The sequence below is a fragment of the Ancylobacter mangrovi genome (genome assembly GCF_024752335.1).
In the GTDB taxonomy this organism is placed as follows: Bacteria; Pseudomonadota; Alphaproteobacteria; order Rhizobiales; family Xanthobacteraceae; genus Ancylobacter; species Ancylobacter mangrovi.
Genome location: NZ_JANTHY010000011.1, coordinates 41472 through 54277, shown reverse-complemented (window position 1 = coordinate 54277; position 12806 = coordinate 41472). Strand labels below are relative to the sequence as shown.

The 12806-nt window shown below is 69.4% G+C and carries 10 protein-coding genes; 2 read left to right on the top strand and 8 right to left on the bottom strand.

Going from position 1 to position 12806, the window contains the following annotated elements:
- Positions 1-2: 2 nt before the first annotated feature.
- Both rbbA and NVS83_RS21580 read right to left on the bottom strand, forming a co-directional pair.
- The gene (gene rbbA, locus NVS83_RS21585) at positions 3-2795 is read right to left on the bottom strand and encodes a ribosome-associated ATPase/putative transporter RbbA (RefSeq protein ID WP_258741219.1); all 2793 of its coding nucleotides are present in this window, start codon (positions 2793-2795) and stop codon (positions 3-5) included.
- The gene (locus NVS83_RS21580; RefSeq protein ID WP_258741218.1) at positions 2792-3862 is read right to left on the bottom strand and encodes an HlyD family secretion protein; all 1071 of its coding nucleotides are present in this window, start codon (positions 3860-3862) and stop codon (positions 2792-2794) included. Before NVS83_RS21580 ends, rbbA begins: the two co-directional genes overlap by 4 nt.
- A gap of 293 nt (positions 3863-4155) precedes the next feature.
- On the opposite strand from NVS83_RS21580, the gene NVS83_RS21575 reads away from it, so the two are divergent.
- Positions 4156-4959 carry a DUF72 domain-containing protein gene (locus NVS83_RS21575; protein ID WP_258741409.1) on the top strand — a complete coding sequence of 268 codons (804 nt, stop codon included), beginning with the start codon at positions 4156-4158 and terminating at the stop codon, positions 4957-4959.
- Here NVS83_RS21575 and NVS83_RS21570 read toward each other — a convergent pair.
- The 6 genes from NVS83_RS21570 to NVS83_RS21545 all read right to left on the bottom strand — a co-directional run bounded on the left by NVS83_RS21570 (position 4943) and on the right by NVS83_RS21545 (position 11431).
- Positions 4943-6337 (bottom strand): sensor histidine kinase, encoded by a 1395-nt coding sequence (locus NVS83_RS21570; protein ID WP_258741217.1) that lies wholly within the window; start codon positions 6335-6337, stop codon positions 4943-4945. The two genes, NVS83_RS21575 and NVS83_RS21570, sit on opposite strands and share 17 nt — an antisense overlap.
- Positions 6334-7011, bottom strand: coding sequence for a response regulator (locus NVS83_RS21565; protein ID WP_258741216.1), 678 nt, complete (start codon positions 7009-7011; stop codon positions 6334-6336). The genes NVS83_RS21570 and NVS83_RS21565 overlap by 4 nt, the downstream gene beginning before the upstream one ends.
- Positions 7012-7018: 7 nt before the next feature.
- On the bottom strand, positions 7019-7582 hold the full coding sequence (locus NVS83_RS21560; protein ID WP_258741215.1) for a cytochrome b/b6 domain-containing protein: 564 nt from the start codon (positions 7580-7582) through the stop codon (positions 7019-7021).
- Positions 7582-7869: a PepSY domain-containing protein gene (locus NVS83_RS21555; RefSeq protein ID WP_258734304.1), complete on the bottom strand. Its 288-nt coding sequence runs from the start codon at positions 7867-7869 to the stop codon at positions 7582-7584. Before NVS83_RS21555 ends, NVS83_RS21560 begins: the two co-directional genes overlap by 1 nt.
- A 136-nt stretch (positions 7870-8005) precedes the next feature.
- On the bottom strand, positions 8006-10390 hold the full coding sequence (locus NVS83_RS21550; protein ID WP_258741214.1) for a phosphoketolase family protein: 2385 nt from the start codon (positions 10388-10390) through the stop codon (positions 8006-8008).
- Positions 10391-10447: 57 nt separating this feature from the next.
- Positions 10448-11431, bottom strand: a complete 984-nt coding sequence (locus tag NVS83_RS21545; RefSeq protein WP_258741213.1) for a zinc-dependent alcohol dehydrogenase family protein — start codon at positions 11429-11431, stop codon at positions 10448-10450.
- Positions 11432-11659: 228 nt separating this feature from the next.
- Between NVS83_RS21545 and adhP the strand changes: the two genes are divergently transcribed.
- Positions 11660-12688, top strand: coding sequence for an alcohol dehydrogenase AdhP (adhP, locus tag NVS83_RS21540; protein ID WP_258741212.1), 1029 nt, complete (start codon positions 11660-11662; stop codon positions 12686-12688).
- Positions 12689-12806: the final 118 nt, after the last annotated feature.

The window sequence follows — 12806 nt, the reverse complement described above, 5'->3', positions numbered from 1 at the left end:
GGTCAGTCCGCCTGTTTCCTGAGAAGGGCGGCGCTGAGCGCCAGAAGGATCGGCCCGGCAAGCAGCAGCGGGATGAAGGCGGAGCCGAGCTCCTGGAAGCCGAGCCCCTTGGAGAACGTGCCGCGCGCGATGGTGACGAAGTAGCTGGCGGGATAGATGTGGCCGATGAAGGCGCCCGCCCCCTGCAGCGAGGAGACCGGGTCGATCATGCCCGAGAACTGCACGGTGGGGATCAGCGTGATCAGCGCGGTGCCGAAGATGGCGGCGATCTGGCTGCGCATGAAGGTCGAGAGCAGCAGGCCGAGCGCGGTCGCGGCGAACACGTAGAGCAGCGCGGCGGCGCTGAGCGCGGCGAAGCTGCCGGTGAGCGGGACCTTGAAGACGTAGACCGCGAAGGCGACCAGCATCAGGAAGTTGAGGCTCGCCAGCGCCACATAGGGAAGCTGCTTGCCGAGCAGGAACTCCATCCGCGTCACCGGCGTGACGTAGAAATTGATGATGGAGCCGAGCTCCTTCTCGCGCACCACGCTGAGCACGGCGAGCATGGCCGGGATCATCATCAGCAGCAGCGGGATCACCGCCGGCACCATGGCGATCAGGCTCTCGATGCCCGGGTTGTAGCGGTAGCGCAGGGCGATGGTGAAATCGCCGATGGTCGCCGCGTCGCCATAGAGCTCGCGCGCCTTCTGCGTCAGCCACTGCGCGTGCATGCCCTCGACATAGCCGCGCACGGTCTCGCCGCGCGTGGGCATGGCGCCGTCGATCCAGGCGCCGACCTCGACCGTGCGCCCGCGCGAGACGTCGCGCGCGAAGTTGGGCGGGATCTCGATGGCGAGGCTGATGTCGCCCTCGCGCATGCGCTTGTCGAGGTCGCCATAATCGCGCAGCGGCGGCTTCTCGATGAAGTAGCGCGAGCCGGCGATCTGCTGGGTGTAGTCGTGGCTGAGCGTGGTGTCGTCGCGGTCGAGCACGGCGAAAGTCAGGTTCTCGACGTCGAGATTGATGCCGTAGCCGACGACGAACATCAGGATCACCGTGCCGAGCAGGGCGAGGGTGGCGCGGATCGGGTCGCGCTGGAGCTCCAGCGCCTCACGGCGGGAATAGGCGAGCATGCGGCGCAGGTTGAAGCGCGTGCGGCCCGCCGCGGCGGGCGCCGGTGCCGAGGCCAGCTCGCCGGCCGGCGCGGTTTCGGGGGCGGGCGGGGCGGCGCTGGCGCCGATCGCCTCCTGGAGATAGCCGATGAAGGCTTCCTCCAGCGTCGCCGCTGCGCGTTTGCCGACGATGGCCTTCGGCGTGTCGCTCACCAGCACGCGGCCCGCATGCATGAGCGAGATGCGGTCGCACAGCTCCGCCTCGTTCATGAAGTGGGTGGAGACGAAGATCGTCACATTGTCCTTGCGCGACAGGTCGGACAGCATCTGCCAGAAGCCGTCGCGCGCCACCGGGTCGACGCCCGAAGTCGGCTCGTCGAGGATCAGGATGTCGGGCGCGTGGATCATCGCCACCGCGAGCGATAGGCGCTGGCGGATGCCGAGCGGCAGCGCGTCCGGCAGCGTGTCCATGATGTGGGTGAGGCCGAAGCGGTGCGCCATCTCCTCGATGCGCGCGGGGATCGCCTCAGGCGCCATGCGGAACAGGCGCGCGTGCAGGTCGAGATTCTGCCGGACCGTGAGCTCAGTATAGAGCGAGAAGGCTTGGCTCATATAGCCGACGCGCCTGCGCACCTCGATGTCGTTGGGGTCGACCTCGCGGCCGAACAGGCGGGCCGTGCCCTCGCTCGCCGGCAGCAGGCCGGTGAGCATCTTCATGGTCGTGGTCTTGCCGCAGCCATTCGAGCCGAGGAAGCCGAAGATCTCGCCGCGCGGGATGCGGAAGCTGACATCGTCGACGGCGGTGAAGTCGCCGAAGCGCATGGTGAGGTGCTCCGCCTCGATGGCGAACTCCTCCTTGCCGTCGGCCGGGCGCGGCGGGATGACGACCGCCTCGTGGCCACGCCGCTTCTCCTCCGGCAGCAGGGCTATGAAGGCGGCGTCGAGATTGGCCGCGCCGGTGCTCGCGAGCAGCTGCGCCGGCGTGCCGGTGGCGAGCACATGCCCGCCATCCATCGCGACCAGCCAGTCGAAGCCCTGCGCCTCCTCCATATAGGCGGTCGCCACGACCACGCTCATGCCCGGGCGCTCGCGCCTGATCTCGCCAATCAGCTCCCAGAACTGGCGGCGCGAGAGCGGGTCGACGCCGGTGGTCGGCTCGTCGAGGATGAGCAGGTCCGGGTCGTGGATCAGCGCGCAGCACAGGCCGAGCTTCTGCTTCATGCCGCCCGAAAGGTTGCCGGCCGGACGGTCCGGGAACGGGTCGAGCCCGGTCGCCTTCAGCAGTTCGCCGATGCGCCGCTCGCGCTCCTCCCGCCCCTGGCCGAACAGGCGGGCGAAGAAGTCGATGTTCTCGAACACGGACAGCGTGGGGTAGAGGTTCCGGCCCAGCCCCTGCGGCATGTAGGCGATGCGCGGGCAGGTGAGGCGGCGGTGGGTGGCGTCGGCGATGTCGCCGCCGAGCACCTCGATGCGGCCTTGCTGCACCTTGCGCGCGCCGGCGACGAGCGAGAGCAGGCTCGACTTGCCGACCCCGTCCGGACCGATCAGCCCGACCATCCGCCCCGACGGGAGGTCGAGCGTGATGGCGTCGAGCGCGCGCGTCTTGCCGTAGGACAGGCCGACAGCTTGGAGGCGCGCGACGTTCTCCGCCCGCGACGCCCCCGCGGGCGGGGCGCCGCCCCCTTCGCCGGGCGCCTCGGTCATTTCACAAGGTTCTCTGTCAGGTCGGCGGGCCAGGCCGCATCGGGATCGAGCCGGACATAGGCCATGCCGGGCAGGCCGGTCTTCACCTGGTGGATGTGCTTGCGCAGCAGGCCCGGCGGGATGCGTGCCTTGACCCGGAACATCAGCTTCAGCCGCTCCTCCTCGGTCTCCACCGTCTTGGGCGTGAACTGGGCGACGTCGGAGACGAAGCTGACGCTGGCGGGGATGACATATTGCGGGGCGGCATCGAGGACGATGCGCGCCTCTGTGCCGAGCGCCACCCGCCCGGCCTGCGCGGTGGGCAGGAAGAAGGTCATGTAGACGTCCTCGAGGTCGACGAGGTTCAGCACCCGCCCGCCGGCCGAGAGCACCTCGCCCGGCTCGGCGACCCGGTACTGCACGCGCCCGTCGCGCGGCGAGGTGAGCACGCTGTCGTCGATGTCGGCCTGGATGCTCTCGATCGCGGCCTTGGCGGCATCGACGGCGGCCTCGGCGTCGACCACCGAGGCCTTGGCCGAGCCGATCGCCGCCTCGCCGGCCGCGAGTTGCGCCTTCGCCGCCTCCACCGCCGCCTTCGCGCCCTGCTCGCTCGCCCGGTCGTCATCGACCGTCTGCTGCGATACGGCGTTGGTCGTCACGAGCTGCGAGGAGCGGGCGAGCCGCTTCTCGGCGGCGTCGAGCTCGGCCTGGCGCTGGGCGATAGTCGCCTCGGCGGCGTTGCGCTCCGCCTCGCGCTGGGTGACGAGGCTGTTCGCCGTGTCGACGCTGATCATCGCGCGCTTGAGCTCGGCCTGCGCCTGGCGCAGCTTCGCCTCGAGCTGCACCGTGTCCATGCGGGCGAGCACTTCGCCGGCGGTGACGAAGTCGCCCTCGTCGACGAGGATCTGCCGGATGCGGCCGGCGGTTTTGGTCGAGACGTCGATCTCGGTGGCCTCGATACGCCCATTGCCGCCCGCTATGCCGTCGGGCAGCCCGTTCCCCTGATAGAAGCGCCAGCCGTAATAGGCGGCGCCGAGCACGGCGAGTGCGACGATGGCGAGGATCAGCTTCCTGGGGGATTTCGTCATGCCTCAAACCGATTCCTGATCGTTCGGACCGTGAACGGCACCAGGCCGGCTCCCCCAAACCGTCCCTGCGCCCGGATTGATCTTCCGCAGCGCGAACCAGCCTAGCGGGAGCCGGTGACAGCGGCGAGCCGGCCTTTCGGACAAGGCTCGCTTCCAGCGGTTCCGCATGCTTCTGAAGATCGGGGAGATGATTTTCCCCTGTGTGGGAAATGCCCCGGCGGCGGCGGGCGGGCATTGATTCCGATCAACAGGCGCCTATCGTGCCTCGCCTTGCGCGAACCCGGAGATCCATGATGGCGAAGAACGCGGCACCGATCCGCATCGGCGTGGGAGGCTGGACCTACGAGCCGTGGCGCGGCGCCTTCTATCCCGACGGGCTGGCGCAGAAGCGCGAACTCGAATTCGCCAGCGGCAAGCTCACGGCGATCGAGATCAACGGCACCTATTACGGCTCGCAGAAGCCGGAAAGCTTCGCCAAATGGCACGCCGAGACGCCGGAAGGCTTCGTGTTCGCGCTGAAGGGGCCGCGTTTCGCCACCAACCGGCGCGTGCTCGCCGAGGCGGGCGAGTCGATTGAGCGCTTCTTCAACAGCGGCGTCACCGAGCTCAAGGAGAAGCTCGGCCCGGTGAACTGGCAGTTCATGGCGACCAAGAAGTTCGATCCCGCCGATTTCGAGGGCTTCCTCAAGCTGTTGCCGAAATCCGTCGGCGGGCACGCCATCCGCCATGCGGTGGAGGTGCGCCATGACAGCTTCAGGGACCCGGAGTTCATCGCGCTCGCCCGCGCCCATGGCGTGGCGGTGATCTATGCCGGGGATTCCGAGTTCCCGGAGATCGCCGATGTGACGGCGCCCTTCGTCTATGCGCGGATCATGGGCACGAGCGAGGACCATCCGCTCGGCTATGCGCCGGCCGCGCTGGACCGCTGGGCGGATTGCGCCAAGGCATGGGCGAAGGGCGAGACGCCAGCGGCGCTGAAGGACAAGCTCGTCGCCGCGCCGGCGGAAAAGACGCCGCGCGAGGTGTTCCTGTTCGTGATCTCGGGCTTCAAGGTCCGCAATCCCGCGGCGGCGATGGAGCTCATCGAGCGGGTGTGACCGGCGCTTCCCCGGCCGGCGGGAAGACGAGGCGCGCGCGGGCGCCGCAGGGCGTCGCCTCTCTGGTCTCCAGATGACCGCCATGCAGCGCCATGATGCGGCGCACGATCTCGAGCCCGATGCCGAGCCCGCCCGCGCGCCGGTAATGCCCCGGCGCGTCGCTGGCGGCCACTTCGCGGGAGGCGGGCGCGAAGCCGACGCCGTCATCCTCCACGAACAGGCCGGGACCGTTATCGGTGCCGACGCGGATGTGCACTGACGGGCCGCCATGGCGCACCGCGTTCTCGATGAGGTTGCGCACCGCGTCCTTGAGCAGGGGCGGATGGGCGAGCACCGAGGGGCTGGACGAGGCGTCGAAGGCGATGATTGCGCCGTGATCGTAGACATAGGGGGCGAGCGCGCCGACGATGTCGCGCCCGAGCTCGTCGAGATCCACCCGCTCGAAGCCGGAGCGGTCGGCCGCCTCCAGCCGGGCGAGCATGACGAGCTGGCCGACGAAATGGTCGAGCTCGTCGAGCTCGCCGATCGCCTGCCGGGCGGCGGGATGATCGATGCGCTCCAGCTCCATGCGGATGATGGCGAGCGGCGTGCGGATCTCGTGGGCGATGGCGGAGGTGAAGAGCTTCTGCGCCGCCATCAGCTCGCGTGTGCGCGCATAGGACCGGTTCACCGCCCCGGCGAGGCGGGCGATCTCCAGCGGCATGCCGGCCTCGTCCAGCCGGCTGTCGGGAACGAGCGGATCGAACCTCTCGGCCTGCCCGGCGGCGGCGGCGACCGGGCGCAGGGCGGTGCGTATCGAGGCCAGCGTGGCGCCGAGCACGAAGATGAGCGTGAGGCTCATCGGCAGCAGCATGTGGTCGAGCGCCTCGTTCGCCAGCACGCTCCAGACCGCGTGCTGGCGGTCGCCCAACACCGCGATCTCCACCAGCACGCTGCGCTCGCCGATGTCCACCTCGCGCCCGCCGGCGAAGGTGAGCGGGTAGCCGGGGCGGATGGTGCGCATCCAGAAGGAGGGCGGGTTGAATTCGAGCGGCAGGAAATGCTCGGTGCATTCCTCGTCGCAATGGGAGAACAGCACCACGCCGCTCGCCGTGCGGATGCGTCCGAAATAGCCGGAGGCGGGCACGCCGTAGCGCGAGGCGAGATCGGAGGGCAGGTCGAAGGCGAGGCGGCCGTCATGAAGCGACAGGCCGCCGGCGAGTTCCGCGGTCTCCCGCTCGAGCAGGAGCCGGGCAAGATTCTGCGGGTCGCGGCCATATTCGACCAGCACCGCGACGAGCTGGGCCAGCATGGCGATGGCGGCGAACAGAACGATGCGGCCGGCGACGATGCGCACCAGCGGCTGGGAGCGGCGCCGGGCGGGCGGCTCGGCGTTCACGCGCCGGTCTCGCGCAGCATGTAGCCGACGCCGCGCACCGTCACGATCGCCGTGCCGGTGGGATGCGTGGCGAGCTTGCGGCGCAGGCGCGAGAGCAGCAGCTCGATCGCGTTGGCGCTGGTCTCGCCCTCGAAATGGGAGAGCATGGTCTCCAGCACGCGCTTGGGCGTGACGCGGCCGGCATGGCGCATCAGGATTTCCAGCGCAGCGCGCTCGCGCGGCCCGAGGACGATCGCGGTGCCGTTGCAGCTCACCTCGTGCGTGGCGGGATCGTAGCGCAGCGCGCCCGCCTCCAGCACCGGCGCGGTCGAGAGCGGCGCGCGGCGCAGCAGCGCGCGGGCGCGGGCGAGAAGTTCGCCATTGTTGAACGGCTTGGTGAGATAGTCGTCGGCGCCGGCGTCGAGGCCGGCGATGCGCTCGTCGACCGCGCCGCGCGCGGTGAGCACGAGGGCGGGCGTGGGGTCCTTGCGGCGGCGCAGGGCGCGCAGCAGGTCGAGCCCGTCGCCGTCCGGCAGGCCGAGGTCGAGAAGCACGAGATCATAGCTCGCGGCGGCGAGCGCGGCTTCCGCCTCGTCGAGGCCGCCGGCCATGTCGAGGCGCCAGCCCGCACCCTGGACCGTTTCGGCGATCAGCTGGCGCAGGCGTGCGCTGTCCTCGACCAGAAGCAGCCTCACCGCTCCCTCATGCGCGCTTGCGTCCCGTCACCATCGACCATACGAGGTTTTCGCGGTGGCGCCAGCTTTCGAAGAGGGCGGCGCTGGCATGCAGCAGGGCCAGCACCAGTATGGCGTTGGCGAGCGTCTCGTGCAGCTTCTCGAGCCAGTCCTCGCCCCAGAAGGCGTCGAGCCCCATCATCCAGCCGGTCAGGCAGACGCCCGCCAGCAGGACCATGAGCGCGAGCATCATCACCGCGCCGGCCGGATTGTGCCCGAGCACGCGCGGCTCGCGGCCCTTCGCCAGCGCGGCGATATAGCGCGCGAGGCGGGAGGGCGTCGGCACGAAATCGGAGAACCGGGCGTAGCGCGTGCCGATGAAGCCCCAGACGAGCCGGACCGCCAGCGCTCCGGCCACGACATAGCCGACGATTCTGTGGGGCGGGTCCCCGTCGTCGAGGATGAACAGGTTCAGGATGCAGGCGGCGACCACCGTCCAGTGGAACAGACGCACGACAGGGTCCCACACCCGGACGGCGGCGCCGTTGGCCGGAGACGTGGCGTCTCCAGCCGGAGCGATGCGCTCGCGCATCAGTCGATCTCGGATTTGACGACCGCGCCGGTGACCGGGTTGAAGTAGACCTCGGCCTTCTTGTTGTCCTTGGTGTAGCCGTAGATCTCGTAGCAGCTGCCGGAGACCTTGAAGGTCTTGATCTTCTGGTAGCCCATCTCCGCCACCTTCGCCTTCATGGCGTCCTGGCTCATCCACTTGTCCTTGGCTTCGGTGGTGCAGGTGGGGCCGGCGAACGCGGCGACGGGGGCAAGCAGGGCGGGAGCGATCACGGCGAGGGCGCCGAGGCCGGCAACGATTCTGCGCATGGGTGTTCTTCCTTTCGGGCGTTGGGCTCGCTCGGCGAGCACCGGCACGCTAGGGCCGGCCACCTGTCAGGAAGCTGTCGGGCGTGCGCGATGGCGGCGGGCTCCCCCGCCATCGCGCTTTTCCGCCGGCGGGGCGTCAGGCCTCGGTCGGCCAGCGCCAGTCGCGCACCTCGGGCATGTCGACGCCGTGGGCGCGGATGTAGCGCGCATGCTCGGTCAGCTTGTCGCGCAGCTCCTCGCGGGCATGCACGCCGACGCTGCCCAGCGAGCTGATGCGCTCGATCGCGTCCATGGCGAGATGGAAGCGGTCCAGCCGGTTGCGCACCACCATGTCGAAGGGCGTGGTGGTGGAGCCTTCCTCCACATAGCCGCGCACATGGATGTTGTGGTGGTTGGTGCGCTTGTAGGTCAGGCGGTGGATCAGCCACGGATAGCCGTGATAGCCGAAGATCACCGGCTTGTTCGTGGTGAACAGCGCGTCGAAGTCGCGGTCGTTCAGGCCGTGCGGGTGCTCGGTGCTCGACTGCAGCGTCATCAGGTCGACGACGTTGATGACGCGGATCTTCAGCTCCGGGAAATAGCCGCGCAGCAGGTCGACCGCCGCCAGCGTCTCCAGCGTCGGCACGTCGCCGGCGCAGGCCATCACCACGTCCGGCTCGCCCTCCGCGTCGCTGCTCGCCCACTCCCAGATGCCGATGCCCTTGGTGCAGTGGTTGATGGCCGCGTCCATGTCGAGCCATTGCGGCTCGGGCTGCTTGCCGGCGACGATCACGTTCACCCGGTTCCAGCTCTTCAGGCAGTGGTCGGTGACGAAGAGCAGGGTGTTGGCGTCCGGCGGCAGGTAGACCCGCACGATGTCCGCCTTCTTGTTCACCACATGGTCGATGAAGCCGGGGTCCTGGTGGCTGAAGCCGTTGTGGTCCTGCCGCCAGACATGGGAGGTGAGCAGGTAGTTCAGCGAGGCGATGGGCCGGCGCCATTCCACGGCGTTGGCCGACTTCACCCATTTGGCGTGCTGGTTGAACATTGAATCGACGATGTGGATGAACGCCTCGTAGCAGGAGAACAGGCCGTGCCGGCCGGTCAGGAGGTAGCCCTCCAGCCAGCCCTGGCACATGTGCTCGCTCAGCATCTCCATCACCCGCCCGTCATGGGCGAGATGCTCGTCCTCGGGAATGGTGGAAGCGTCCCACGCACGCTCGGTCACCTCGAACAGCGCCTGCAGCCGGTTGGAGGCGGTCTCGTCCGGGCCGAACACGCGGAAGTTCCGGCTCTCGAGATTCGCCTTCATCACGTCGCGCAGGAAGGTGCCCATGATGTAGGTCGACTCGCCGTCCTTGGCGCCGGGCTGGGGCACGTCGACCGCGTAGTCGGTGAAGTCCGGCAGCCGCAGCGGCCGGCGCAGCGCGCCGCCATTGGCGTGCGGGTTCGCGCTCATGCGCAGCGCGCCGTCCGGCGCCAGCGAGGCGATCTCCGGCTTCAGGCTGCCGTTCGCGTCGAACAGCTCCTCGGGCTTGTAGCCCCTCATCCATTCCTCGAGCAGAGCGAGGTGCTCGGGCTTCGACATGTCGGAGAACGGCACCTGGTGCGAGCGCCAGAAGCCCTCGGTCTTCTTGCCGTCGACGAATTTCGGGCCGGTCCAGCCCTTGGGGCTCTTGAGCACGATCATCGGCCAGCGCGGCCGCTCCGTCGAGCCGTCCTCGCGGGCGGCCTTCTGGATCGCGCGGATGTCGGCGAACGCCTTGTCGAAGGCGCTCGCCATCGCCTGGTGCATCAGCTCGGGATCGTCGCCCTCGACGAACACCGGGGCGTAGCCGAAGCCCTCCATCAGCGACTTCAGCTCCTCCGGCGTGATGCGGGCGAGCACGGTGGGGTTGGCGATCTTGTAGCCGTTGAGGTGCAGGATCGGCAGCACCGCCCCGTCCGAGGCCGGGTTGAGGAACTTGTTGCCGTGCCAGGAGGTGGCGAGCGGGCCGGTCTCGGCCTCGCCGTCGCCAATCACGCAGGCGACCACGAGGTCGGGATTGTCGAGCGCGGCGCCGTAGGCGTGCGAGAGCGAATAGCCGAGCTCGCCGCCCTCGTGGATCGAGCCGGGCGTCTCCGGTGCCGCATGGCTCGGTATGCCGCCCGGGAAGGAGAACTGGCGGAACAGCCGGCGGATGCCTTCCTCGTCCCGCGAGACGTCCGGGTAGAGCTCGCTATAGGTGCCTTCCAGATAGGTGGAGGCGACCACCCCCGGCGCACCGTGCCCCGGCCCGGCGATGAACAGCACGTTCGAGCCGGTGTCGTTGATCACGCGGTTGAGGTGGAGATAGAGGAAGTTGAGCCCGGGCGTGGTGCCCCAATGGCCCAGCAGCCGGGGCTTCACGTGCTCGATGGCGAGCTTCTCGCGCAGCAGCGGGTTGTCGAGAAGATAGATCTGTCCGACCGAGAGAAAGTTCGCCGCCCGCCACCACGCATTCATGCGCGACATCAGTTCGGGCGTCAGCGGGCCTGTCGTCGCGCTCTGCTCAACCGCCATCCGTTGTCCTCCTGTCAGATCCATCATCACGTGAAGTCGAGCGACCGGCGGCGCCGGTCACGGCACCAGCACGGCGGCGCCCTGGAAGCGGCCCGCGCGCAGATCCGCGAGAGCGTCGTTCGCACGCTCCAGCGGATAGGTCGTTGTTGTCACCTTTGCGACAGCCTCGGGCGCCAGGGCGAGAAATTCGCGCGCGTCGTCGCGCGTGAGGTTCGCCACCGAGAGCACCTGCCGCTCCTCCCAAAGGATCGAGTAGGGAAATTGCGGGATGTCGCTCATATGGATGCCGCCGCACACCACGCGCCCGCCCTTGCGCACCGCGCGCAGCGCCGCCGGCACCAGCGCGCCGACCGGGGCGAAGATGATGGCGGCGTCGAGCAGGACCGGGGGCGGCTCGTCCGATCCACCGGCCCACGAGGCACCGAGCGACAGCGCATGCTGCTGCGCCGCCTGGTCGCCGGGGCTGGTGAAGGCGAAGAACTCGCGCCCCTGCCAGCGGCACACCTGGGCGATGAGATGGGCGGCGGCGCCGAACCCATAGAGGCCGACCCGGCGCGCCTCGCCCGCCATCTTGAGCGAGCGCCAGCCGATCAGCCCGGCGCACATCAGCGGCGCGGTGGCGACGGGGTCGTCGAAGCCGTCCAGCGCGAAGGCATAGCTGGCGTCCGCCACCACGTGGGTCGCGAAGCCGCCGTCTCTTGTGTAGCCGGTGAACAGCGGGTCGTCGCACAGGTTCTCGCGGTGCGATGTGCAGTAGGGGCAGGTCCCGCAGGTATGGCCGAGCCAGGGTATGCCGACGCGCTGGCCGATGGCGGGCGCCGCGACGCCCTCGCCATGCGCCTCGACGATGCCGACGATCTCGTGGCCCGGCACGACCGGCAGCTTGCCGGGCGGCAGCTCGCCATCGACGACGTGGAGATCGGTCCGGCAGACGGCGCAGGCTTCCACCCGCATGCGGATCTCGCCTGGCCCGGGAACGGGCGTCGGGCGTTCCTCCATCCGCAGCGGCGTGCGGCAGGCGGAAAGGACCATAGCCTTCATCGTGACGACCTCGAAGCAGCGGTTCGGTAGTATAGGCCGGCCGGGCGCGCCATCACCATTCGACGGGAATGGGGCGCCACTGTGCAGGCGGAAGGGATTTGGCGGGACGGACGCCCCGGGCGACGTGATTTGCCCATCATGCCCCTTTTCGCCGCGCCCCGACTTGACCGCTGTCAACGCCGCTGGCCCGTCGGCCGCTAAGGTCCGCCCGACATCGGAGGATCTGACATGGCGAACATGATGAAGGCGGCGGTGGTGCGGGCGTTCGGCAAGCCGCTCACGATCGAGGAGGTGCCGGTGCCGGTGCCCGGCCCGGGCGAGGTGCTGGTCAAGGTCGTCGCCTGCGGCGTGTGCCACACCGACCTGCACGCGGCCGACGGCGACTGGCCGGTGAAGCCTTCCCCGCCCTTTATCCCCGGCCACGAGGCGGCCGGCCATGTCGTCGCGCTCGGCCCGGGCGTGACCGGCCTGAAGGAGGGCGACGCGGTCGGCGTCGCCTGGCTGCACGATGCCTGCCGCGCCTGCGAATATTGCGAGACCGGCTGGGAGACGCTGTGCGAGCACCAGCACAACACCGGCTATAGCTGCGACGGCGGGTTCGCCGAATATGTCATCGCCGCCGCACCCTTCGTCACGCGCCTGCCGCCGAAGGGCGACTTCGCCCAGCTCGCGCCGATCCTGTGCGCGGGGGTGACGACCTACAAGGGGCTGAAGGAGACCGAGGCGCGGCCGGGCGAATGGGTCGCCATCTCCGGCGTCGGCGGGCTCGGCCACATCGCCATCCAGTACGCCAAGGCGATGGGCTTCCACGTCGCCGCGCTCGACGTCTCGCCCGACAAGCTGGAGCTCGCGCGCGAGACCGGCGCCGACCTCGCCGTCGACGCGCGCTCACCCGACGCGGTCGCCGAGATCGTCAAGGCGACGGGCGGCGGGGCGCATGGCGTGCTGGTGACGGCGGTCTCGCCGCCGGCCTTCAGCCAGGCGCTGTCCTATGTGCGGCGCAAGGGCACGGTGAGCCTCGTCGGCCTGCCGCCCGGCGAGTTCGCGACCCCGATCTTCGACGTCGTGCTGAAGCGCATCACGGTGCGGGGCTCGATCGTCGGCACGCGGCGCGACCTCGATGAATCGGTCGCCTTCGCCGTGGAGGGCAAGGTGAAGGCGGAGATCCACAAGGCGCCGCTGGAGAAGATCAACGACATCTTCGCCGACCTGAAGGACGGCCGGATCGACGGGCGCATGGTGCTCGACTTCACCTGAGCGTCGCCCGGGGGCATTCGCCCTCTTGTGCGGCGCGGCAAATCGGACTTCTAATTGCGAAGGGCCGCGACAGCGTCGTCGCGGCCTTGGCGGCAGGGACGGCCGGCAGCCCTTTCCG